This is a genomic window from Scytonema hankhaensis NUACC26 (assembly GCF_045865695.1).
GTDB lineage: Bacteria > Cyanobacteriota > Cyanobacteriia > Cyanobacteriales > Nostocaceae > Scytonema.
Window position 1 is genome coordinate 62,612 of record NZ_BAACAP010000235.1, and the last position, 24,859, is coordinate 87,470.

22 protein-coding genes are annotated in these 24,859 nt (G+C 40.5%); 16 read left to right on the forward strand and 6 right to left on the reverse strand.

Annotated elements, in window-relative coordinates:
• The first annotated feature begins 9 nt into the window (after positions 1–9).
• From ACKTT2_RS37515 to ACKTT2_RS37565, 11 genes are read left to right on the forward strand one after another with little or no spacing between them, the layout of a single operon-like run.
• Complete coding sequence (locus ACKTT2_RS37515) at positions 10–840, forward strand: FkbM family methyltransferase (RefSeq protein WP_407896059.1); 831 nt, start codon at positions 10–12, stop codon at positions 838–840.
• Positions 841–859: 19 nt separating this feature from the next.
• Positions 860–2,188, forward strand: coding sequence for a glycosyltransferase (locus tag ACKTT2_RS37520; RefSeq protein ID WP_407896060.1), 1,329 nt, complete (start codon positions 860–862; stop codon positions 2,186–2,188).
• Positions 2,185–3,663, forward strand: coding sequence for a hypothetical protein (locus tag ACKTT2_RS37525; protein ID WP_407896061.1), 1,479 nt, complete (start codon positions 2,185–2,187; stop codon positions 3,661–3,663). The genes ACKTT2_RS37520 and ACKTT2_RS37525 overlap by 4 nt, the downstream gene beginning before the upstream one ends.
• A gap of 13 nt (positions 3,664–3,676) precedes the next feature.
• Positions 3,677–4,846 (forward strand): glycosyltransferase family 4 protein, encoded by a 1,170-nt coding sequence (locus ACKTT2_RS37530; RefSeq protein WP_407896102.1) that lies wholly within the window; start codon positions 3,677–3,679, stop codon positions 4,844–4,846.
• Positions 4,847–4,865: 19 nt separating this feature from the next.
• Positions 4,866–6,029: a glycosyltransferase gene (locus tag ACKTT2_RS37535; protein WP_407896062.1), complete on the forward strand. Its 1,164-nt coding sequence runs from the start codon at positions 4,866–4,868 to the stop codon at positions 6,027–6,029.
• A gap of 24 nt (positions 6,030–6,053) precedes the next feature.
• Positions 6,054–7,268: a glycosyltransferase gene (locus ACKTT2_RS37540; protein ID WP_407896063.1), complete on the forward strand. Its 1,215-nt coding sequence runs from the start codon at positions 6,054–6,056 to the stop codon at positions 7,266–7,268.
• A 9-nt stretch (positions 7,269–7,277) separates the two neighbouring features.
• Entirely contained in the window at positions 7,278–8,438 is a 1,161-nt protein-coding gene (locus ACKTT2_RS37545; protein ID WP_407896064.1) for a glycosyltransferase family 4 protein, read from the forward strand.
• The gene (locus tag ACKTT2_RS37550) at positions 8,432–9,208 is read left to right on the forward strand and encodes a glycosyltransferase family 2 protein (RefSeq protein WP_407896065.1); all 777 of its coding nucleotides are present in this window, start codon (positions 8,432–8,434) and stop codon (positions 9,206–9,208) included. The genes ACKTT2_RS37545 and ACKTT2_RS37550 overlap by 7 nt, the downstream gene beginning before the upstream one ends.
• Positions 9,209–9,223: 15 nt before the next feature.
• Positions 9,224–10,108, forward strand: a complete 885-nt coding sequence (locus ACKTT2_RS37555; protein WP_407896066.1) for an FkbM family methyltransferase — start codon at positions 9,224–9,226, stop codon at positions 10,106–10,108.
• A 19-nt stretch (positions 10,109–10,127) separates the two neighbouring features.
• Complete coding sequence (locus tag ACKTT2_RS37560) at positions 10,128–10,724, forward strand: YdcF family protein (RefSeq protein WP_407896067.1); 597 nt, start codon at positions 10,128–10,130, stop codon at positions 10,722–10,724.
• Positions 10,711–11,292 (forward strand): WcaF family extracellular polysaccharide biosynthesis acetyltransferase, encoded by a 582-nt coding sequence (locus ACKTT2_RS37565; protein ID WP_407896068.1) that lies wholly within the window; start codon positions 10,711–10,713, stop codon positions 11,290–11,292. The genes ACKTT2_RS37560 and ACKTT2_RS37565 overlap by 14 nt, the downstream gene beginning before the upstream one ends.
• Positions 11,293–11,643: 351 nt before the next feature.
• Here the strand turns inward: ACKTT2_RS37565 and ACKTT2_RS37570 are convergent, their stop codons facing one another.
• The 3 genes from ACKTT2_RS37570 to ACKTT2_RS37580 all read right to left on the reverse strand — a co-directional run bounded on the left by ACKTT2_RS37570 (position 11,644) and on the right by ACKTT2_RS37580 (position 16,665).
• Positions 11,644–12,732, reverse strand: coding sequence for a glycosyltransferase family 4 protein (locus ACKTT2_RS37570; protein ID WP_407896069.1), 1,089 nt, complete (start codon positions 12,730–12,732; stop codon positions 11,644–11,646).
• A 708-nt stretch (positions 12,733–13,440) separates the two neighbouring features.
• On the reverse strand, positions 13,441–15,540 hold the full coding sequence (locus tag ACKTT2_RS37575; protein ID WP_407896070.1) for a GumC family protein: 2,100 nt from the start codon (positions 15,538–15,540) through the stop codon (positions 13,441–13,443).
• A gap of 636 nt (positions 15,541–16,176) precedes the next feature.
• Complete coding sequence (locus ACKTT2_RS37580) at positions 16,177–16,665, reverse strand: hypothetical protein (RefSeq protein ID WP_407896071.1); 489 nt, start codon at positions 16,663–16,665, stop codon at positions 16,177–16,179.
• A 186-nt stretch (positions 16,666–16,851) separates the two neighbouring features.
• Between ACKTT2_RS37580 and ACKTT2_RS37585 the strand changes: the two genes are divergently transcribed.
• Complete coding sequence (locus tag ACKTT2_RS37585) at positions 16,852–18,588, forward strand: IS200/IS605 family accessory protein TnpB-related protein (protein ID WP_407896072.1); 1,737 nt, start codon at positions 16,852–16,854, stop codon at positions 18,586–18,588.
• 148 nt (positions 18,589–18,736) lie between these two features.
• Here the strand turns inward: ACKTT2_RS37585 and ACKTT2_RS37590 are convergent, their stop codons facing one another.
• Both ACKTT2_RS37590 and murG read right to left on the reverse strand, forming a co-directional pair.
• Entirely contained in the window at positions 18,737–18,967 is a 231-nt protein-coding gene (locus ACKTT2_RS37590; RefSeq protein WP_407896073.1) for a DUF6737 family protein, read from the reverse strand.
• Between the two features lie 519 nt (positions 18,968–19,486).
• Entirely contained in the window at positions 19,487–20,563 is a 1,077-nt protein-coding gene (gene murG / locus ACKTT2_RS37595) for an undecaprenyldiphospho-muramoylpentapeptide beta-N-acetylglucosaminyltransferase (protein ID WP_407896074.1), read from the reverse strand.
• Positions 20,564–20,653: 90 nt separating this feature from the next.
• On the opposite strand from murG, the gene ACKTT2_RS37600 reads away from it, so the two are divergent.
• The 4 genes from ACKTT2_RS37600 to ACKTT2_RS37615 all read left to right on the forward strand — a co-directional run bounded on the left by ACKTT2_RS37600 (position 20,654) and on the right by ACKTT2_RS37615 (position 23,873).
• Positions 20,654–21,454, forward strand: a complete 801-nt coding sequence (locus tag ACKTT2_RS37600) for a nuclear transport factor 2 family protein (RefSeq protein WP_407896075.1) — start codon at positions 20,654–20,656, stop codon at positions 21,452–21,454.
• A 71-nt stretch (positions 21,455–21,525) separates the two neighbouring features.
• Positions 21,526–22,305: an SDR family oxidoreductase gene (locus ACKTT2_RS37605; protein WP_407896076.1), complete on the forward strand. Its 780-nt coding sequence runs from the start codon at positions 21,526–21,528 to the stop codon at positions 22,303–22,305.
• A 33-nt stretch (positions 22,306–22,338) separates the two neighbouring features.
• The gene (locus ACKTT2_RS37610; RefSeq protein WP_407896103.1) at positions 22,339–23,223 is read left to right on the forward strand and encodes an alpha/beta fold hydrolase; all 885 of its coding nucleotides are present in this window, start codon (positions 22,339–22,341) and stop codon (positions 23,221–23,223) included.
• A gap of 17 nt (positions 23,224–23,240) precedes the next feature.
• Entirely contained in the window at positions 23,241–23,873 is a 633-nt protein-coding gene (locus ACKTT2_RS37615) for a restriction endonuclease subunit R (RefSeq protein ID WP_407896077.1), read from the forward strand.
• Between the two features lie 136 nt (positions 23,874–24,009).
• Here ACKTT2_RS37615 and ACKTT2_RS37620 read toward each other — a convergent pair whose 3' ends face one another.
• Positions 24,010–24,720 (reverse strand): coiled-coil domain-containing protein, encoded by a 711-nt coding sequence (locus ACKTT2_RS37620; RefSeq protein ID WP_407896078.1) that lies wholly within the window; start codon positions 24,718–24,720, stop codon positions 24,010–24,012.
• Between the last annotated feature and the right edge of the window lie 139 nt (positions 24,721–24,859).

Sequence of the window (24,859 nt, forward strand, 5' to 3'; positions counted from 1 at the left end):
ATTAATAAAATGAATCAAGAAATTTGTCCTCAAGTTAAAAACTTTTACTCCCTTCCATTTCTTCTCTCATGGCTACAAGCCATTGATTTTCCTCATAAGCTAGGAATTTGTGAGCGCCTTTTTGGTAAAGCGCTTGTGTCACAAGGTATACGTTGGGTAAAAACTGGATCTGGCATTCCTTGGAAACTTAACTTAGCAAACCCAACTCACAGATGGATTGTTTATGGCAAATATGAAGGCGCATCATTTATTAATTGGGCTAAGAAATTTCTCCCGTCAGATGCCATCATTGTAGATTCGGGAGCAAATATTGGTCAAATGTTAATGTATATAGCGCAGTGGGTACCGCAAGGCAAAATACTGGCATTTGAACCTGGACAAGAAGCAGCTAATTGGCTTGAAGAATGTTTATCTGAGCATAGACATTTACCTGTAGAAATTCTCCGAGTAGGTCTTGGTGCTTCTACTGCCCAATTATGTCTTAAAAGTATAGGAGCTAACTATGGACATGGTGCCTGGAATCAAGTATCTGAAAATGAAGGTGAAGCTATTCATATTGTACGGTTAACAGATGAATTAGCAGCACGTTCTATTGAAACTGTAAATTTATGGATCTTAGATGTGGAAGGCTATGAAATTCCAGCACTACAAGGAGCAGAAGTATTACTCAAAGAGCATCGGATCAAAGCGATATATGGAGAATTACATGGTAGCAATGGTCAACGAATTATAGAGTATTTGAGTACATTTGGCTATCGCTGTTATCTCTTGAAAAATAACCAACTCTATATTCCTGATAAATTACCCAGCCACACCAACGGACTGTTTTTAGCTAACTAAATAGGTAGGAAACTTTATCTTGAGCCATCAAGTTTTAATTGTCAGTCCTCACTTTCCACCCATTAACGCTGCTGACCACCAACGGGTACGAATGTCTTTACCCTACTTCAAAGACTTTGGTTGGGAGGCTCATGTGTTGACTGTTCGACCAGACTGCGTTGAAGGAGTCCAAGACTTTCTGTTGGCAAAAACAGTTCCTTCTCATATCCCAGTCACTTATACAAGAGCGTTGTCCATCCAAGTGACTCGGCGTATTGGTATGAGCACCCTAGGACTGCGATGTTTTCCTTATTTGCTAAAAGCAGGCGATCGCCTCCTCCATCAAAATAAGTTTGATCTAATTTACTTCTCGACTACCGTATTTATTACGATGGCTCTGGGTTTTATGTGGTACAAGCGTTTTGGTATTCCTTATGTCCTAGATTTTCAAGACCCTTGGTTGAATGATTACTACAAACAGCCCGGTGCAGCACCTCCACCAGGAGGACGTTGGAAGTACGGGTATTCTCAACTTCAGGCAAAACTGCTGGAACCTAAAACTCTCAGTAAAGCCAGTCACGTGATTAGCGTTTCACCAGCATATCCACAAATGCTACAACAGCGCTATCCTCAGCTGCGTCCAGACCAGTTTACAGTGCTACCTTTTGGTGCGCCTGAAGCTGATTTCGAGCAAGTGCCCTTTCTCAATATTCAGCAAACAATTTTTGACCCTAATGATGGTAAGCGCCACTGGGTTTATGTCGGGGCAGTAGGTAAAATCATGGAGTTTTCTCTGCGTGCCTTATTCCTTGGTATTGAGTCCGAGCGTCGAAAAAACCCTGAACTATGGCAAACAGTTCGGTTACACTTTGTTGGCACCAGCTACGCTCCAAAAGACCGTGCTGTGAAAACCGTAGAACCAATAGCTCAAGAGTTAGGAGTTGCCGATTTAGTCACAGAACATACCCAGCGAATTCCCTACTTTGAAGCGCTAAAGGTACTAACTGATAGCGATGCCATTTTGCTAATTGGCTCCAATGACCCTGGATATACAGCTTCCAAACTTTACCCCTGTATTTTAGCCTGCAAACCCATCTTGGCAATTTTTCACAAACAGAGTTCTGTTGTAGACATTCTGCATCAGTGTCAAGCAGGACAAGCGATCGCTTTTTCTCCAGAAATGCAACCCAGTGACTTACTATCTGAAGTAACTTTTCAACTCCGCGAACTTCTATCGTTACCAAAAGGTTATCAGCCAAAAACTAACTGGGAAGCCTTTCAACCTTATACAGCCAGAGAAATGACTCGCCAACAGTGTGCCATATTTGATAAATGTCTTTCCCCTAAAATTCACAGTCAATCATTATGACGCATTCGTTAGACTTGACTTTCCAAGAGTTTGCTTTATTACCTGCACGCGCACGTCAAGAACGGCAACAACTACTCAAAGTTTTTTGGCTAATTGCTTCAGGGCTATTTCTATTTGAATTTTTTTGGGCTGAAAGTAGTTCTTTTGCAGCAACTTTTGGAGCTATTTTAATCACTGGTACGGCTCTCTTACCAAGTTACTTGTGGTGTTCCGGTCGTGCCTTGGGAATACCTATTTTTCCTTTGTTTGCTCTAACTTTTGTTTGGACTCATGCCTTCCCTTTAATTAGCCACCATAAGATGGTAATTCCTTACTCTCCTGAAAGCCATCTATTTGCCAGTGTTACGGTAGCAGGTTTTTTAGGGCTTGGAACTTTCATATGGTTTCAATTTGTAAAATCTGCTCCTTTACCACCCCAATCCTATCGCTCCATAGATAGTCAGAAAGGTAATGCTTTTTTCTTGTGGGTTTTAGCATCTGGCGTTTTATTCGCTATGAATTTTCTTGGGGGTTGGGTTGTCCTTGATGGAGGTGTATTCTCTATTGTTCGGGCTATAATTCTGGGATTGACGGCTCTGTCTACGTTTGTACTTGCTTATAATTTAGGAGAACGCAAGCTATCTAAAGGGCAATCAAGATTATTTGTTATTTTACTAGTTGCTTATATGGTTTCCAATGCAGCAAGCTTGTTACTTGTATCAGCAGCTTCTACATTCTTGGTAGCTACAATTGCCTTTATTATTGGACGTAAAAAAGTACCTTTTTTACCTATTATTATTGTTCTAATTTGTCTGTCGCTATTGCATTCTGGCAAAGCAGAAATGCGAGCTAAGTACTGGGGACAAGTTTCTGTTCAACCTTGGGAATATCCTACTTGGTTTAATGAATGGGTGGGTTACTCATTAGAAAATCACAACAAACAGAAGAGTTTATCTCAAGCGCAAGAAGAAACTTCATTTTTAGAGCGTTCTAGTGTCATTCATATGCTGCTTCTTACCCAGGATAAAAGCCCTAATCAAGTACCTTTTTTAAATGGCAAAACCTACGAAATCTTGCCACAGGTTATAGTTCCTCGCATTTTTAACTCCAATAAAATCTGGTCTCATGAAGGAACATACTTGTTAAATATTGAATATGGATTGCAAACCCGTGAAGCCACTTACACGACAACTATTGGATGGGGGTTACTAGCTGAGTCTTATGCTAATTTTGGACTGTTGGGCTGTGCAGGACTTGCAATTGTGTTTGGAGTCCTTTATGGGCAATCAACTCGTTGCAGTCTCAATACTCCAATTCTTTCAGCACGCTCTTTGTTTACTATACTGATGATGACTTTTGCCTTTCAATCAGAATGGTCAGCAGGGGTATACGTGGCTGCTCTATTTCAGTCCTCTGTAGTCCTTCTTGGCATCGTGATTTTCTTAATGAAAACCTATAGGATGCCAATTTCTTCAGTTTTAACTGACAAAACATAACTTTATAATTGTGATGAAAAGACTGGCGATTATCACTTCCCATCCCATTCAGTACTATGCACCTTGGTTTCGATATCTAGCGACTCATGCAGATTTTTCCATTAAGGTGTTTTATCTTTGGAATTTTGGAGTCGCGCAGCAAGTTGATGCAGGTTTTCAACATTCTTTACAGTGGGATATTCCCTTACTAACAGGGTACGATTACGAGTTTGTTCCTAATGTCAGTTCTAACCCAGGTACGCATCATTTTTGGGGTCTAAAAAATCCTGCATTAGTATCGCAAGTCAGCGCCTATAACCCTGATGCAGTGTTACTCATGATTTATAACTATGCTAGCATATATCAATTTCTTTTAAGTTGGAAGGCTCACCATGCCCCTTTATTATTCCGAGGTGATTCTCATCGGTTATTACCAGTAACTGGACTAAAAGTATGGTTTCGGAAACAGTATATTTCCTTAATTTATCAACATTTTGCTGCTTGTCTTTATGTAGGAAAGGCAAACTATAATTATTTTCTATATCATCGTGTTTCTAACGACCATTTATTTTTCTCGCCTCATGCTGTCGATAACGATCGCTTCTTTACCCAAACTGAAACTGCAATTCAGCAAGCAGTTATTTGGAAAAGAGAATTAGGTATTCCTGAAGGCGAGGCAGTCATACTATTTGCTGGTAAGTTTGAAGAAAAAAAACGACCTTTAGATTTACTCCAAGCCTTTCTACAGGCAAAACTTTCTCAAGTATCATTGTTATTTGTTGGTGCGGGATGTTTAGAACACAATCTAAAATCAGAAGCTACAGGTCATAAAAACATCTATTTTGCTCCCTTTCAAAACCAAACTTTGATGCCACGCACTTATGCAGCCGCCGATCTAGTGGTACTACCTAGTTATGGCATTCACGAAACTTGGGGCTTAGTTATTAATGAAGCTATGTGTCTCAGTCGCCCAGTCATTACAAGTACCCATGTGGGATGTTCTCAGGATCTTGTTCGCCCCCATCACAATGGTCTAATTTTTCCCTCTGGTGATGTACCAGCGCTAACTCGTAGTTTACAAGAAGCATTTTCAGACCGACAGCGCCTACAGCAATGGGGGGAGAACAGCTGCAAAATCATATCTCAGTACAGCTATACCCAAGCAACTCAAGGCTTGAGTCAAGCCCTGAACCATATTATTTAGAAATACCACCTTCTCAGCAATGCCAAATTCCCCTGATTCAACACTATTTCATCTTTGGTTTCCAAACATATTTGGATATAAAGGTGGTATACAAGTATACACTGAATTTTTCTTCCGAGCTTTGCAAAGCCTTTACCCTCAAAGTCGTTATGATGTTTTCCTTAAACACGATGTCCAAACTAAAGTAGATATTCCTTATTTACCTCAAACTCAGTTCCATTTTGCTGGAATGTGGTCATTAAAACTTCGCACTCTTCTATTTGCTGCTCAGATTATTAGTCAAGGTTTTCAGAAACGTCCAGACCTGATAATTGCAACTCACTTAAATTTTACCGTTGCAGCATACTGGCTCAAACGTCTAACTGGTATTCCCTATTGGACAGTCGCTCATGGTATAGAAGCTTGGGATATTCAAAACCCCGCCATAAAAACTGCTCTACATCATGCAGATCTGATTCTAGCAGTCAGCAGTTACACTCGCGATCGCTTGCTTGCAGAGCAAAACCTGAACCCTAACAAAATCTCTCTCTTACCTAACACATTTGATGCCAATCGCTTTAAACCTTCAGAGAAACCAGTTTATTTACTAAAACAATACGGTCTTAAACCAAACCAACCAGTGATACTTACGGTTGCACGGTTGGCAAATATTGAACGATATAAGGGTTATGACCAAGTTTTGAAAGCCTTGCCTAAAATTCGTCAGACCATTCCCGATATTCGCTATATTATCGTCGGTAAGGGAAGCGATCGCTCTAGAATTGAGCAGTTAATCGAACAACTTAGTTTGCAAGATTGCGTTACCTTGGCTGGGTTTGTACCAGACGAGCAGTTATGTGATTATTACAACCTGTGTGATGTCTTTGCTATGCCCAGCAAAAGAGAAGGTTTTGGCATCGTCTACTTAGAAGCCTTGGCTTGTGGTAAACCTGTTTTAGCAGGTAACCAAGATGGGGCAATGGATGCTCTTTTTCACGGTAAACTAGGCTCATTAATTAACCCTGATGATGTCGAGGCAATTGCTCAGACAATAATTCAAATTTTACAAGGTACTTACCCCAATACTTTAATGTACGATCCCGAAGGCTTACGGCAAAAAGCGATCGATGTATTTGGGTTTGAACAATTCACGCAAACTCTAGCAAGCTTTGTAAATAAGAAGTTTAATCGATCTAAGAATTAATTTTATTTTTAATAATTATTCATTGTGAATAAAGTTATTCAGTATATTCGTGTTTGCCAAGTGGTAGCTAGCATCAATGAAAACGTTGGCGGACCAGCTTACTCTGTTAGTAATCTAGCACAAGCTCTATCACAGCAACAGATTTGTTCTCATCTATTGACTCTTGATTACCAAAATCATGGTAAACAAGTCCCCACTAAAAATGTTATCCTCCATAACTACCCTGCAACATTCTTAACAAGGAATTTGCGAGGGTTTCAACCTAAAGCCAAACTTGCATTACAGAAATTAGCTTCTACAGATTTAGACATAATTCACAGCCATGGGTTGTGGATGTTTCCTAATCTTTATGCTCGTCAAGCAGCTGTTAGCGATCGCTTACCACTACTCATTTCTCCTAGAGGTATGCTAGAAGCTTGGTCATTAAGAAACAGTTGGTTTAAAAAATTGCCTGCTTGGTTTTTGTATGAAAATCAGAACTTGAAGAGCGCAACTGCTTTCCATGCCACTTCTCATGAAGAAGCAGAATCCCTCCGCAAGCTTAATTTTCGTCAGCCCATTGCTATTATACCCAATGGAGTTCACCTTCCCGATCTGAATAATCAGCCAAACCGTCATATTTTAATCCAGAAGTTTCCTAAACTTGCAGAAAAAAAATGGCTTCTATTTTTATCTAGAATTCATCCAAAGAAAGGTTTAGATAATTTACTTTATTCTTGGAAATTCCTAGCTAACCAATTTCCTGATTGGCACCTTATTATTGCTGGTTCTGACTTAATTAGTTATCAAGTAAAATTGGAACTACTAACAGCAGAATTAGAACTAAAACGACAAGTCACTTTTACTGGAATGTTAACAGGACAGCACAAAGCTTCCGTACTGAACAATGCTGATTTATTCGTTTTACCTACCCATTCAGAGAATTTTGGAATTGCAATTGCAGAGTCTTTAGCTTACAGAGTGCCTGTTATTACAACTCAAAAAGCTCCATGGCAGGATTTGGATCGCTATGGGTGCGGCTGGTGGATTGAAGATAACCAACAAGCACTAACAGTTGCTTTGACTGAAGCAATCAAGATGTCATCTGAACAAAGACAAGCCATGGGTTTAAAAGGACGAAATTTAGTGGAAACCAAATACTCTTGGAACTCCATTGCCAACCAGATGGCAACTGTCTATCAGTGGATTCTCGGTGGTACTCAGCCTCCAAACTGCGTTAAATTTTACGAAGCAAACTGAGGTAGGACTGTGATTATTTCCATTGCAACAGGTCCCTGGCTACCCGTTCCTGCCGTACAGGGAGGTGCAATTCCTAGACTTTGGCAAGGTTTGGCAGAAGAATTCGCGGCTAGAGGTCATCAAGTCAGAATTCTTTGTCGATCTTATCAAGGGCAACCCCAAACAGAGGTTATAAATGGTGTTCAGTACATCCGCAAAGGAGGTTTTTCTCAAAGCACCAATATTAGCCTGGATTTACTTAAAGACTTCTTCTACGGACTGTTGACTTTTCCCACCTTGCCATCCGCAGATATTTTAGTCATCAATGACTTTTGGCTACCTGTATTTGCAGCCTTACGTCCAAAAGTTGGAAAAGTTGTTATCAATGCAAATCGGTTTCCCAAGAGACAGTATTGGCTATACAGAGGAACTGCCTTCTTTGCAGTTGCATCTCGGGCTATTGAAAAAGCCATTGCTCATGAATATCCTGTTGCTATTCCCCGGATGCGAGTGATTCCTAACCCGATTGATACCCGAGTATTTTTTCCTGTTGCTGACCCGATTCCACAACGGCAAGAGAAAATTATTTTATATGTAGGCAGAATTCATCCAGAAAAGGGAATTTATCTTTTGTTAGATGCTTTCTCAATTTTGTCGCAGCAAAACGCTACGATAAAGCTGAGAATTATTGGACCCTGGCAAGAGAATCAAGGTGGTGGTGGTGAGCAGTATTTACAGACTCTCTATGCCAAAGCAGTAGGGCTTAATATTGAATTTTTAGCTCCTATTTTTGACGTAAATAAGCTAGCTGAAGCTTACCGTGAAGCAGATCTGTTTTGCTATCCTTCCCTAGCAGAAAAAGGAGAGTCTTTTGGAGTTGCCCCCCTAGAAGCAATGGCATCAGGTCTCATTCCTGTTGTTTCTAATTTAGATTGTTTTCGAGATTTCATTGATGATGAGCAAACAGGTTTCTTCTTCAACCATCGCAGTCCTGACGCTGCCACAAATCTTGCAAAAACTCTAGCATCAGTGCTTTTAAACTGGGAAGGTAATTTGAAAATTAGGCAAGAAGCTATCAAAAATTCTAGAAAGTATAGCTATGTAAAAATAGCAGAAGATTATTTGCAATGTTTTGACAAAGTTTTAGTAGAAAACAAACAATTCCATCTGAATTTTACCACGTTATGGTAGACAATATAACTCTACTGATACTTACATTTAATGAAGCTCCAAACATTGAGCGCACGCTAAAGGGTCTTTCTTGGGCAAAGAAGATTATTGTTATTGACAGTTACAGTACCGATGGAACTCTGGAAATTTTAAACTCCTATCCACAAATTCAGGTCTTGAAGCGTAAATTTGACACCCACGCAACACAATGGAATTATGGTCTAGAACAAGTTACAACCGAATGGGTGCTTTCTCTGGATGCAGACTACATCGTTACAGATGAACTCTTGAGAGAAATTCAATCCATACCTATACACTCCTCTATAGATGGCTACTTTGTTCGGTTTAAATACTGTGTGTTTGGTAAACCACTGCATAGCGCTTTATTACCACCCCGCCAAATCCTTTTTAAAAAAAACAAAGCCAAATATATCGATGATGGACATACTCAACTGTTACAGGTTGAAGGTCAGTCTAGTTATCTTTCTTCCTACATTTACCACGACGATCGCAAACCCCTTAGTCGCTGGTTGTGGGCGCAAGACCGTTATATGGTGATTGAAGCTCAAAAGCTAACAGAGACTCCTGCTTCTGAACTCAACTTGGGCGATCGCATTCGCAAGCAAAAAATCCTAGCACCCTTGATCGTCCTATTCTATTGTCTCTTCCTGAAAAGAGGTATTCTTGATGGATGGCATGGTTGGTACTATGCATTTCAGAGAGTTTTGGCAGAAATTTTACTGTCTATTCGCTTAATGGAATTGGAAAAACGACAAAAGCAAAATATTTAAAATTTACTTAATTTTATGCAAAATTTATTTGCTCAGCAAACAATTCAATATATTTGGTCACATCCTAATTGTCAACAGCAAAAATTTCAATCACTTTTTAGATTCATCGGTTGGCAGTTCTATAAAAGATTATTTCATAAATTTATTGATATTCAAATCATTCCTCAAGTAAAAATTCGTTGTTATCCTGACAGTTACTCTGCTGGTGCCGTTCTTTATTGCGGTCTTTATGACTACGATGAAATGAACTTTTTACTGAGATATCTAAGAGATGAAGATTCTTTTCTTGACGTTGGTGCTAACGTTGGTGTGTACACTCTTCTAGCAGCATCTAAAATTAAATCTGGGTTAATTTATAGCTTTGAAGCACTACCTAAAAACTATGCACGCTTAAGAGAAAATATCCAAATTAACCAATTTAAGCAGGTTAAACCCCACTCTATAGCTATCTCTAACTCTGCTGGAAGTACTGCCTTCAATCTTGCTGAAGGGGATTCAATGCCATTTATTACCTCAACAGCAACAAATAACACAATTACAATTCAAACCGATACGCTTGATAATTTACTGAGAGAAGAGTGTCTAACTAGTCTCACCTTAGCTAAAATCGATATTGAAGGGGCTGAAATGTTAGCCTTCAAAGGTGCGACTTCTTTATTAAAGCAACAACGTCCTTATGTTTGGATTGTGGAGATTAATGATACCGTAAATCATTTTGGATATCAAAAGCAAAATGTAGTAGATCTTCTACAAGATTATGGGTATGGTTTATACAGTTATAATGCTGTCACTAACCAGATTGATTCGATTACACTTGAGCAAAAGCAACGTGACAATGTTCTGGCGATCGCCAACTCTGCTCTGGATTTTGTACGTCATAGATTAAGTGAAGGAGTATAGTAAATTAGTGAATTTCTATGTGAGACAATTACATCGCCAAATGAAAAAATATTGGATTTTTGCGATGTTAGGTCTAATCCTTATCCTCTTGAGTATCATTCCTGTACGACTGGCGATCGCCTCCTACCAAGCTCCGTTCCCACAAGGAATTTTCACTCTAGGTGGTGGTTCAGATAGAGAACAATTTACTGCTCAATTTGCCCAACACTTTCCCAATTTAGATATTTGGATTTCTACAGGTACGCGCCCAGACAAAGCCTATCCAATCTTTCAAGCTGCGGGCATTCCAAATGACCGTCTTCATCTCGACTACCGGGCTGTTGACACCGTTACTAACTTCACCAGCCTCGTATCTGACTTCAAACAACGACAAATTCAGCATCTTTATTTAATTACCTCTGACTTCCATATGCCAAGGGCAAAAGTCATAGCTACCTTCGTCCTTGGCAGTCAAGGCATTACCTTCACCCCCATATCCGTTCTATCTAAAGAACCCAAAGAATCACTTCCCCATATCCTTCGTGACAGTGCGCGATCGCTCCTTTGGATTGTTACAGGTCGTACTGGAGCTAGTCTAAATCCTCGTCTTGCTCGCTCATCATATGCATCTAAATAATTACACCTTAGGTACTTACACTTGTGGTGCTCCCTTTTGGAAACAAATGCTGTGGTTCTTTCTTGGAGCACCTGTGGTACAAAGCCATTGGCTTCCGATGTCATCTTTAAAAGTATGGACTCTCCGCTTATTTGGTGCAACAATCGGTCAAAGAGTCCGCATCAAACCCGGAGTTCGGGTAAAGTTTCCTTGGCGGTTGACAGTTGGTGACTATGTTTGGATTGGTGAAGACGCTTGGCTAGACAATCTCGCTCCTATTATTATCGAAAGTCATGTTTGTTTGTCTCAAAATGTTTATCTTTGCACGGGAAATCATGACTGGAACCACCCTGATTTTCAGTTGATTCCTGCAGCCATTTATATAGAAGAAAGTAGCTGGATTGCAGCCAAAGCGGTTATCGGTCCAGGAGTCACCATAGGACGAGGAGCCGTGCTAACACTGGGCGGAGTCACCGGACATTCCCTAGAACCGATGACGATATATGTAGGAAATCCAGCTCAACCTGTGAAGAAAAGGGGGATAAAGGGACAACGGGATAGCGAAGGGGATTTACATCTTGTGCCCTAAAAGGGGAAAGTTATTCCTATCCCATTTAAAGAATACTTAAAGAAACTAGAGTTGCACCAGAACCCAGAGCAAAGGTACGCAGGAAATAGCAATTCGTAGTCCGCGCAGGCGGACTTAGTGTGTGTAGCCACAGGCTTTAGCCTGAGAGGGCAGTTGGCACAAGATGTAAGAAAAGAAATTTTTATTAGTGGCGGTGACGACGCAGTTTCAGCAAGCTAACAACAAATGCGATCTCCCAACCCTCCTTAATCAGGGGAGTTGGGAGATCGCGTGTAGCAAACATTTAGGTAATCGATATTAGGGGGTTAGGGAAAAGGGATTTTTATAATTTCCCTTTGTTTCCTTATTCTCCTAAACCCGACCGTTGCTTGCAATCACCGACTTGCGGAATTGCTCTACACCTCGAACAAAGCGATCGGCTATGAGTTGACGATACACTGCTTCGTAACCATCAGTCATTGCTTGATAACTAAAACGGTTGAACACATATTCACGACAACCTGTACGGTCTAACTCAGCAACTTTATCAACAGCCTCTACACACTGGTCAACAGTATCGCACAGGAATCCTGTCTTTCCGTGAGCAATAACCTCTTTGGTAGATCCCAGCTTCATAGCAATCACTGGAGTACCAGATGCCATAGACTCAATCATCACTAACCCAAAAGGTTCTCTCCAAGTGATGGGGAACAAAGTTGCTACTGCACCACCCATCAAAATATTCTTTTGTTGGTGGTTCGCTTCACCCAGATATTGAATTTGTTTGCCATCGATGAGAGGTTTAATTTCGTTTTCGTAATACTTTACATCAACAACATCTACCTTACCTGCCATCTTCAAGCGCCAACCCGTTCTCTTGGCAATCTCTATTGCATGATGCGGTCCCTTTTCAGGAGATATGCGACCCAAGAAGGCTAAATACGGCTCTTCATCAGGTTGAGGATAGAACTTATAGCTGCTAACATCAATGCCGTTGTAAACCGTTGCAGCATAGTTCAATCCCAGCCTTGGTTCCCTTTGTGCATCAGAGATACTAACGTATGGTTGCTTTCTCCCATACCTATACATCTTTTCATTATCAGGAGTAAAAATCCCGTGCAATGTATGAACGGTAGGTGTTTTTACCAGATTTGCATAGGGTATGACAGGAAAACCCATATGAGAATGAATAACATCAAACTCTTCAGCCATTTCATATACGCGACTGAGTTGTAACGTCTCATAGACGTTATACTCCTTCACGCTCTTATCAAGTCTAAGGGCTTGGGGATGAACTGATACAAGCTTTGCCAGACTGATAGAGTCTCCCGATGCAAAAAGGGTTACTTCATGTCCGCGACGGACTAATTCATCAGTCAGTAACCCCACTACTAACTCTACGCCACCATAAGCTGGGGGCGGTACTCTCTCCCATAATGGAGCAACCTGAGCAATCCGCACAAATAACCTCCTGAAAAGTTAATTTATAAAAGTGCAGACCTTCTTACTAATGCATAATTTGAAGCTACCCTGTCTGCATGAGAGCTTGGTGAAAAGCAAAACTTTAGTAAGAATCATATACAGACTATATAGGTTTATCTCCATATTCTCTGTCTATCCCAGGTAGGGAAATCATTCTCTACCCAATCAAATGCAAGCTTGTTATTTATTAATGTTCATTCCTGATTTATTATCTCTATGGAATGTAACTAAAACTTTTAAAGTATGCCTAAATATGATTTATATTCCTCAAAGAATAATACTTTAGTTAGAGAAAACACACTCTTGATTTTAATGTCTGGTATTATCAACAGCTTGATATGTAAAGCAACAGTAGTTTTCACTTCATTGAGATGTTTAAAGCCTTATAACTCTATCAATTATGCTACTGTTGCTACAATATTATCCTATTTCTGAAATATTTTATTGGATTAATTCAACTGAAAACCTGCGGTTTTGTTTAGTAATGTTGGGTGGGCATTGCCCACCACATGATACTTTTTGTGGGCTATGCCTACCCTAAGTGCATTTTAAAAATCAAATAGGGCTGACTTATACCAATTCTCTATGAAGATGCGCTAAATTCTACCCCCCTGTAGTCCCCCCTTGCCAAGGGGGGACGGCGTTAGCCGGGGGGTAAATATATTGCAGCTTCACAAAGAATTGGTATTACACTCTTGCAGCACTCACACTGTAAGTAGCAGTTTTACTCTGAGCAGCATTAATCGCCACACCCAAAACGTGTTGACCAGCTTTTTCCAGCAGATCTTTAGATAACTCAATATTGCCAGAATCTGCTACTCCTGGTCGAACAACAAATAAGATACCATTAGAAATTTTACCTAGAATAGTCGCATCAGCTGCCACAGTTAATGGAGGAGTATCGATAATCACAAAGTCATAATTCTGTGCAACCTGCGCTACTAATACAGCCATTTGGCTGGAATCGAGCAATGCAACCGGATTGCGAGTTGCAACACCTGCAGTCAGCACTTGTAAATTGGGCTGAACTTCAATCGCAGACTCTTCCAAATAAGACTCACTAGTAAGAACGCTGCTTAAGCCACGTTCATTTGGAATTTCCCAAATTTTATGCTGGCTGGGATGACGCAAATCTCCATCTATCAACAAGACTCTACGCCCTAACTGAGACATGGCAACAGCTAAATTAACAGCAACGGTAGACTTACCTTCTTTAGGTACGGAACTTGCAACAACTATAACTTTGATGGGTCTATCCGAATTGAAAAATCTCAGATTAGTTTGCAGCATCTGAAAAGCTTCGCTGACAGGAGAATCTGGGTTATTTCTAACAATCACTTCTGGAACAGCGTGAATAAGATTGCGATGGGGAAAAGGAGGAATAATTGCTAGTACAGGATAAGAGCTTAACAAGTCTCTGGCTGATTTAGACGTTTTAACAGTACCGTCAATTTTCTCCAATAACCAAGCCGCCGCAGCACCTAAGAGAATTCCACCCATTAAACCTTGCAGCAAGTTCATATATTGGCGGTTCTTTATCGGTTGTCCCGGAACTAAGGCAGGTGTAATAATCCGAGCATTACCTACCTGTTGGTTTTCAGCTACTTGAAGTTCCTGATACCTATCCAACAGATTTTTATAACTTGCTTCAGTAGCAGCTATTTCACGTTCGATCTGACGCTGTTGAAGTTCTAGCTGAGGTAAGGTATTAGCTCGTTGTCTGTATGAATCAATAACTCTATCTAAAGCTTTAAGCCTGACCTGCAAACTCAAACGTTCTGCCTCTGCACCAGCATAAGTGCTAAGTAATCCTTGTTGCAAACCTAAATTTCTCAACTGCACAATTTTTTCTGGGTCTTTGATTTGGTTAAAGCGTCCTGCCTTACCAATAAAACTTTGTTCTATTCGCCGCTTAAGTTCTCTGTTAAGAATATTGACTTGTTGCTTAAAGTTAATCACCGTTGGATGAGCATCTGTTAACCGAAGTCTTGCAACCGCAAGCTTTTGTTGAGCATCTTGTAACTGACCGAGAACTGAAATGGTTGTAGGAGACTCACCGACAAAACCTGCAATAACTGCTTCTTGGGAACTCACGCCAAACATACTCTGAATTGATTCCTTACGAGCAGTTTGAGCCGCTAAATCAGATTGAGTTGCAGCCACTTGCTTATCTAGATCGCTAAGAATATTCACGCTAGATGTCGCTTCTGCTTTCAGATCTAAAACTCTATTTCGCTGCTTAAATCTTTGCAAAGTTTCTTCAGCCGCTTGTAATGCTGCTTTTCTTATAGGTAATTGTTGTTGAATAAAGTCTCTAGCCGAGCGTGTTTCCGCACGATTTGCATTTATGTCATTGTCTATATAAATCCTCATTAAGGTATTGACAATTGATGCAGCTTTTTTAGAATCTGTACTTACATATGATAACTCCAGAATATCAGTTCCCTTTACATTAGACACTTGCAATTCTTGTAACAAGGTGTGAGGATGTTGAGATAGCTTTAAAGCGGCTATGGTTCTTTCTGCTAAAGGCAGAGAACGCAAAATTGCCGCCTCGTTATCTAAAGGATTACCGCGTACTGAAGTTTCTAACTGTCCCAGTTGACTGCCAACTCCCGTCAAAGAAGAAGTCGTATTCTTTTTAAATAAAAGTTGACCGCTAGCTTGATAAATAGGTGTATCCTGCATCGTTTTTATAACACTTAACAGGAACACAGCCAAAAAGACGATAGAAGCTGGCAACCATCGTCGTCTCAAAATAAACCAAATTTGTAGGTAATCTTCCATAATTGTTGTAGGGGAAGTGGGTTTTACTTAATGTAATTTTTTAGATAGCAAAATACACCCTCACCAGATCGAAGCCCAATTCTTGTAAAGACCTGTTAAATTCATGTCCGGGCTTGTATCCTGTTTGATAACGTTAAATTTAGTTACGATCATTAAAACTCTCTAAAGTATAGAAGCCATCACTATAAATGCTAATGGCAGAATTACGGAAAATAATTAACCTTTCCTCTAAAATGCTGAAGCTTTCTCAGAGTAATTCCCGTTGACAAACAGACATAGGCGTGAAAAAGATGTAAGGGCGCAATGCAAGAGCGCCTCTACCAAGACTTTTGGGTAATACATTAATTTATTTCTGGAGATGTCTAATTATAGTAAGAGTCTGTGAAAAGGTATTTTTTAACTCGCTATATTCACTGATATACCGCGATAACTAAATCTAAATACACTTCAATATCTTAGCTTCACGTATAACTATAGCAAGTTATTAACATCATATTTAAATAGGTCTTCACAAATACAGCTAACTAGTGGTTCATGTCATTAATTGTGACATCTGCAAGATTCCCAACTTCTTCAAGAAGTCGGGGATTCAAACCAACTTAACTTATCAAAACTAATCACAAACTTGCTGCATTCTCAATTACTTCTACTCATAAACGTAGCAACCATGTTTGTTTGAGCCACAACAAGTTTAGTAAGTTCGCCAATATTAAGTGCTTGCTGCTTAGCTACTTCTAAATGACCATTCACGGCGCTAGTGAGTTCGCTAATGCGGTCAGCAAGTTTATCAATTTTGTCACCTAACCGCTCAATTTTGATATCGATCGCAGTAAGATGCTCGGACATTAATCCGACCTGGAGCTCGATCCGGTCAGCAGATTGTCGCATCCCCAACACAGCATCGTTGACGTGACGTTCAATTCGGTCTGTAGTCTGCTGCATCCCTTCTAAAGCGCGATCGACATTCTGACCCAGGCGGTCAATATTCCGTTCCGTGCGGTCAATATTCTGAGTCGTTTGCTCGACTGTCGCTGCCAAAGCACTCAGTTGACGGTCTGTCACCTCACGACTGGCGGCGATCGCATCTATCAGGCGGTTAATTGCATGACTACTAGATTCGGTCACTTGTGTTTCCTTAATATTTTACACCAGGATCTTACTGAGAACATCATAGCCTAAAAAACCTCAGAAGATGATTGTATGGACGCTTCACATACCGTTGCTTTGAGTGCGCTCGGAAACTTACGGAATTCATCTAGAATATAGCTGTATAATATCAATAGCCATAAGAAAGCAAGGAGGCGAATTAGCTTGTCCGTTATAACTATTCAAACAACAGCAATCAAAAATAATCAAAACCAAAAGGCGTTAGATTATCTGGAAGAATACGGAGTTATATTTGGACAAGCTATTCGCACTGCTTTTGCTTTGCGGAATCGAATTGGCAAGACGCAGACTACAGAATCCGAGATAGAAAAGTTGATCTGCAAGGAGCTAGAAAAGCGATTTGGCTTATCCAATACAGAAGCCAAGAATGCTTACAACAAAGCGGATGCTACCTACAGTTCTCAGTCTGAACTAGTAGACCTGTACATTGATGAAAACTCCGACCGAATCAGAGAAGTTCGTAGAACAATCAAGAAACTGGAATTTCAGCTAGATAAAGCCGTCAAATCTGGGCAAGAATCAACTGCTAAAAAGTTAAGAAAGAGGATTCATTTCAAACGGCAGAAAATTAACAAGCTGGAAGCTAAAATCTCCCGCCTTCAAAAGTCAAAGGCAACAGGACAGTTTAAGGTAACCTTTGGCTCGTCCAAGTTATTTGAAAAGCAGTACAGGCTAAAAGAAAATGGCTATCAAAACAAGTCGGAATGGCTGGAAGATTGGCGCTCTGAACGTTCTGCTCGTTCATTCTTTATAGGGTCAAAGAACTTTCACTCTGGGAATCAGCTTGTGAGGTACAATCCATTGCTGCATACTTTGACAATCACTTGTACTCCCAGTTTAAGAGCGAAGTATGGTGATACCGTTACCTTTTTTGATCTAGAGTTCTCTTATGGTCAACAATGGTTAGAAGCGGCTATAGAGCCAGTCCGGCGCACCTCTACTCGCAAAGGTAATAATGGAGAGAAGAAAGAAACATCTAGGAATGGCAGCAAACAGCCAGTTACCTACGAAATAGTTAACAAAGATGGCAAGCTTTATGTTAACGCAACGATTGAAACTGTAGACCCAATAATCCAGACATCTCTAGAGAATGGTGCGGTAGGAATTGACTTGAATCCTGGCAGCATTGATTGGACTTTGATTGACCGTCACGGCAACTTAAAACGCCACGGAACTATCAAGATTAACATCCAAGATAAGCGTTCTAATCAAACAAAAGACATCATAGGGAAAGCTGTAGCTGAAGCCGTTAGCATCGCATTAAAGTACAACGTACCTGTAGCCATAGAAGATTTAGATTTTGCTCAAAAGAAAGCATCCATGAAGGAGAAAGGCGCGAAATATGCGCGGATGCTTTCAAATATGGCTTATTCCCAATTCACCCAGATGATTGAATCTCGTTGCATTAAATCTGGGGTGGAATTAATTAAAGTTGATGCTGCCTATACTAGCGTAATTGGTGTTACGAAATATATGGCAGCATACGGTTTGAACTCTGGGTGCGCTGCGGCGTTAGTAATTGCGCGGCGTGGACAGAATCGAACTGAAAGATTACCCAAACACCTTGATTCTTACTTTAGTTCGCCAGAGGACAAATTGAAGTCGGGAGCTTGGAAGAAGGTAGCTAGGCGGATTAACATCTGCGGCGGTTTTAATCGTCACAAATGGTATTCTCTTGGTATCAAACAGGTAAACCCTAACAGGGTTTTGTACAGCAAGCTACGGAGCCAGCGCGTTGCGGGGGTTCCCCCCGTTGAAGCGTCTGGCGTGCAAACAAAAGCTCCTTGTGGGCGTGATACTGTACAGGTCTTAGCGATCCCTCATATCCGTAAAAAACACTGCGCTATCGGTTCTCCTATCCTTAAGGGCGTAAATCCTTAAGTTTGCCTAGGTTTTGCGTAGCGCACTCATCAGTGACAGACCAGTAAGTAGTGAACAGTGACCAAATCATTGGTAATTGTTGAATTATTAATTGTGTTATGGGATGGGTATCTCACCGATGACGTCAAGTTAAGGCAATCCACCTAACTTACTCCTGCTGTGAGTCCAACATCCCACTACGAATCATTAATTGAGGCCAAACTAGTAAGAAAAATCCCATCCATACTAATATGGGTATACTGACACAAATAGTGAGCCAAATAGTTTTAAATAACACCCAACTGCCACCAATCAAAGTAACACCTGTCAGAAGAATAGACCATGGTTGACACCACCAAGGTTTATATTTCCAAGGATTGATAGAGTTTTTCTGAGACATGGTAAAAATTTAACTTAAGACTAAAGCTTCAATTTTATAATACTACTCTCTTCTTGCTGTAGATTGGAGAAGTTGAGTAAAGGAAGTGCGATCGCTGTATGCTTTAATACAATAAAAGCGACAGCAAAAATTGCTGAAAAGTGCTAAGGGAAAAGCAGTTCTCTGTATATACTGTTTGCAGACGATCGGATTATTATTCTAGTGTAAAAACTATAACTAAGAATTATGTGCTGAAGTTAAATAGTGAAAGTCTTTAAGTTTACACTAACTCCTGAGCGCCGATCCTTAGCCAATTCACATTTCATGCATCTCCAAAACAACCCTACTTCTTTTAAGAGCCTTTGGGATTTTCCTAAAGGCGTTGTGGGATACCACCCTCGTTAGCACTGTTTCTGCTACTGAGGTTGTAGCTGACTTGAGCAGCAATGTTCAATTATGTTCAGCTTAAAAGTATCAGTGTATCGACTGAGTAATGGACAATTGGTCATGAGTCGCGAGTGTCTTTGATGTCAGCTTTTTTCACTTCTTCTCCACAACATCGCGAACCAACTGAGCCAATCTGTCTGCACTATCGGGAACAGCGATCGCTTTTGCTGCTTCCGCCATCTTTTGCAACTCTTCTGGATTCTGCAACAACTCCAAAACTTTAGACTGCAAATCCTCAGCCGTCAAATCCGATTGTTTAAACATAATGGCTGCACCAACTGAGGTAAAAACTTTCGCATTATAAGTTTGATGGTCTTCTGCTGCAAAAGGAAAAGGAATCAAAATTGCTGCCGTGCCGCAAACTGCCATTTCTGTCAAACTTCCAGCACCAGAGCGAGTAATTGCCAAGTTTGCTCTTTGCAATAAGGCAGCCATGTTACTATAAAATGGTAAACAAATATACTGTGGATGCTTCAAACTTTCTGCTTCTGGATCTTTGTCTCCAGTTAAATGAACAACCCAAGCACCAGCATCAAACCAAGCATTGGCAGACTGACGTACTAGTTTGTTGATAGCGACAGCACCCTGACTACCACCAAAAACAACAATTAAAGGAACTCCTTCTGGAATTGACAAATCCAAAGATGCAGCAGTGGTTTCATCCAAAAATTGCGATCGCACTGGAGTTCCCGTGTAAACAGTCTTGGCGCGAGACAAGTACTGACTCGCCACTTCAAACCCCACAGCTACTACACTACACCAAGGACCAAAAAAGCGAGTCACTTTACCAGGTAAAGCATTGGACTCGTGAAAAATCACAGGCAAACCTAAAGAACGTGCGGCGATCGCAGCCGGTCCGGCGATGTAACCGCCTGTTGTAAAAACTCCCTGAAAGTTACCCTGTTTTAAGATTTTCCTAACTTGCAAAACCGAACCGATAAGTTTTCCCAATACCTTAACTGAGGCAATCCCAAAACCTTGCTGAAATCCTTCTACTGAAATAGTATTCAAGGGGTACTGTTTGGGAACTAGCTGTGTCTCTAACCGATTCGGAACGCCAAGCCATTCTATTTGATAATCGCTTAAGTGTTCGGCAAGGGCAATTGCGGGGAACAAGTGTCCGCCAGTGCCACTAGCAGCTATTAATAAACGTACAGGAGTATGTGCCATCTCACCATTCTCACCCCAAAAGCACCTAGATTAACTTAAGATTAAACAATTTCCTTGCTTACTGTAGATAAATTGTTGAACCAATCACCAATGCCTAACCCGATCGCCTTACTACTCAAACGCCAACCCAGCCGCCTGCTAGCTGTTTCCCTACTAGTACTGAGTTTACTAAGTAGTTTGAAATGCGCTCAAGCAGGTACAGCCCAGAATGCACCAGCCGAACTCCAAAGCTTACTGACACAAGTGGATACAGCAGCCAGCCGAGGTGATGTCAAAGGAGTTGTTCAGTTCTACAGCCCCAATTTCACTCATAGCGATGGCTTAACCCGTCCAAGCATGGAAAAAGCTTTGACAAGTCTTTGGCAGCGATACCCAAAATTGAAATATACCACTCAACTGCAATCGTGGACACCAGAAGGCAATGCGATCGTTGCTGAAATAGTAACCAATATTACTGGACTTCCCTCTGCTACCAGTAACAATATGGCTCTCAACGCTACAATTAGATCGCGCCAACGCATTACAAGTGGCAAAATTGTGCGTCAGGACATCTTATCTGAGCGCACTTTGCTAACCTCTGGAGCCAAACCACCTCGAGTTGAGTTAAAGCTACCCCAACAAGTTAAAGTTGGTCAGCAGTATAACCTAGATGCGATCGTTCAAGAACCCTTGGGCGATGATTATCTTTTAGGAGCGGCGTTAGAGGAAACAATTAAGCCAGACAAGTACCTAACTCCTACACAAGTAGACCTAGAATTACTATCTTCCGGGGGAATTTTTAAAATTGGACGCGCACCAACAGTTCCCGGTAGCCAATGGATTTCTGCTGTTGTTATGCGGGGAGAAGGAACGACAATGATTACTCAACGGCTTCAAGTCGTAAATAGGTAAATTATGAATGATGAATTATGAATGATGAAATAATTTATTCATAATTCATCATTCATAATTCATCATTCATCATGCTTTCTCTTAAAAATCAAATCGTCTTAATTACTGGTGCAAGTAGTGGTATAGGAGCTGCTTGCGCCAAATTATTTGCAGGCGCAGGTGCAAAACTTATTTTAGCTGCACGAAGGTTCGATCGCTTGGAGCAATTAGTCGAAGAACTCAACAAAAACTTTTCTAATGAAATACATTCATTACAATTAGATGTACGAGATATTACAGCAGTAGAATCAGCTATTTCTCAATTACCTCCAGCCTGGTCTGATATCGATATACTAGTTAATAATGCTGGTTTGAGCCGTGGTCTAGATAAATTCCATGAAGCCAGCATTCAAGATTGGGAGGAAATGATTGATACCAATATTAAAGGGCTGCTATACTTAACCCGTTTTGTTCTTCCCGGAATGGTAAGTCGCGATCGCGGTCATGTAGTCAACATTGGTTCCATCGCCGGACATCAAACTTATCCCAAGGGAAATGTCTACTGCGGAACTAAAGCTGCTGTTAAAGTAATAACTGAAGGTTTAAAACAAGATTTGTTAGGTACATCCATCCGTGTCACTTCCGTCGATCCCGGAATGGTAGAAACAGAATTTAGCGAAGTGCGATTTCACGGCGACACCGAACGTGCTAAGAAAGTTTACCAGGGAGTCACTCCCCTAACTCCAGATGATGTAGCTGATGTCATACTTTTTTGCGTGACTCGACCAGCCCATGTCAATATTAATGAAGTTATCTTGATGCCTGTTGACCAAGCTAGCGCAACATTAGTCAATCGTGACAGTGACCAGTGACCAGTGACCAGTGACCAGTGACCAGTGACCATTATGTTTCCAAGTTTTCTACCTATAACAGTTAGTCAACTGACAGAACCCGCGTCAATTGCTTTGGCTCAAAGTATTCAGCAGACTGCGATCGCAACTCCTTTAACCACACAACCAATAACCACTACCTACGTACAACAAGGGAGTGGGGGGATACCTTTGCTATTAATTCATGGCTTTGACGGTTCCGTATTTGAATTTCGCCGTCTCATACCTCCACTAGCGGTGCAAAATGAGACATGGGCGGTGGACTTGTTAGGATTCGGGTTTACAGACAGACCAGCGGAAATCAAATTTAGTCCTAGTGCTATCAAAACCCATCTCTATCATTTCTGGAAAACCCTCATTAACCAACCTGTGATTTTAGTAGGTGCTTCTATGGGGGGAGCAGCAGCCATTGATTTCACTCTAAGTTATCCAGAAGTCGTTCGCAAGCTCGTGTTAATTGATAGTACGGGTTTGGTAGGGAGTCCGCCAATCGGGAAATTTATGTTTCCACCATTCGACTATTTAGCAACAGAGTTTTTACGCAATCCAAAAGTCAGACAAAGTATAACTCGTACTGCATATAAAAATAAAAAGTTAGCAACATTAGATTCCCGACTCTGTGCATCACTTCACCTTGAATGTTCTGATTGGAACAAAGCTTTGATTGCTTTTACTAAAAGTGGTGGATACAGTGCATTTAGATTCAAGACCTTATCACAAATCGCACAACCCACTCTCATTTTATGGGGAGATTCTGACAAAATTTTAGGAACTAGAGATGCTAAAAGGTTTAAGCTAGCAATTCCCAACAGCAAACTGATTTGGATTAAAGATTGCGGTCACGTTCCTCATGTAGAACAACCGCAAAGCGTCGCTCACAACATTTTAGAATTTTGCTAGAATTATGAGGTGTGAAGATGGTAACAGTAATTCAAGCTGAAAAAGTAAAATTATACGATTTAGAGAAGAAGTTTAATTTGAAGTTCGTAGATTCTCCAGAGTGGTTTAATGAATGGCAACAGGATTTACCAGAACTTACAGACTACGAAAAACAGGAATTAGACAGAGTAAAAGCAAGTTATTTAAACTTGGTTAAACGTCCCATGCTTGAAAATATGGTCAAGTTGGCAGTATTATCACCATTATTAAGTTATGCAGGCTTTTACTTAGAAGCTTTTTATACTGATAGCGAAGAATCAGTTGAAATTACTGCTGAAGATGGAGAAGTAACCATTCGAGGAAAAATCGATGTATTAGTATTACAAGACCAACTATGGGTTCTCGTTATTGAATCTAAACAAGCAGGATTTTCATTAGAAATAGGTATCCCGCAAGCATTATCCTATATGCTAGCTAATTTAAGACCCGATCGAAATTTACTTGGTTTAGTCACAAACGGTGGTAATTTTATTTTTATCAAATTGATTCAGCAAGAACAACCAGTTTATGCTTTATCCGATGAATTTACAATCAGACGCGGTGATGACTTATACACTGTCTTGAGAATATTAAAGCGCATGAGTCAATTATTTACAGCGTCGGATGTGTAACAATTAATATATAATCAGATGGTTGGGTTGATGGTCTTCTTCAGAGGCGACAGGAATTGTACGTTTATGTTGAATTGGGGAAAGAGGAAGAGTACTTCCTCCAACCTAGTGAAAACCCAATAACTGAGTCGAAGTACTAATCTAGCAACCACATCTGAGAATTAGTATTTTCAACAGACTCATCTTTTGGTAGATCGGGTAATTTTGGGATTGTATATGATTTTTTGTATCTAACTGCTGGTTGGAAAATCCCTTTATCCTGTTGTGGCGATGGTTGAATGGCTCCTCGGTCTGATTTTGGCGATGGTTGGATAGTTCCTCGGTCTGATTTTGGTAATGGTTGAATAGCTCCTCGGTCTGATTTTGGTGAGGGTTGAGGCGAGGTTGGAATAGTTCTTGCTGCTGGCTTTGCTGATGGTTGAACAGTTCCTCGTGCTGCTGGTTTTGCTGATGCTAAAACAGCTTCTTTTGCCTCTTTTAAAACATTGACTTCTTCAGTTAGTTTAGAATTCGCTTGTGCTAGATGAATAGCTGCGTTTTTAGCTTCTTCGACTTCCGATTTTAAACGTTCCGATAATTCTTTCTGTTTTAATAAAGCTGATTGCAATTCGATGATTTTCTCTTGAAAAGTGACTTCATTTTGCTTTGCTTTATCTAAAGCTTCTCTTAATTCTTTGACTGTCGCTTCTAACTGTAAATATTTTTTATCTACAGGAGATTCTAGAGGCACTAGGGGTTGCTCGGAGTTTGCATTAACTGTAGTTGCAGTAACTTCAATAGCAGGTGTACCTTCTAAAGGTGAATACTTTTTTGCTTCTTGTTGTAAATCAGAAATACCTTCCTGCATCGTTATTTCCCCCTATAACCAGTTAAATTTTCAGCAACATGGCGCGATTCTAACTCCAGCAGAGGTTTATCCACCATTCTTAAATCCTAACCTGTTATTGTTAGGCTGGCGATTATTTTTACTCAGCACTGCTGCTTCC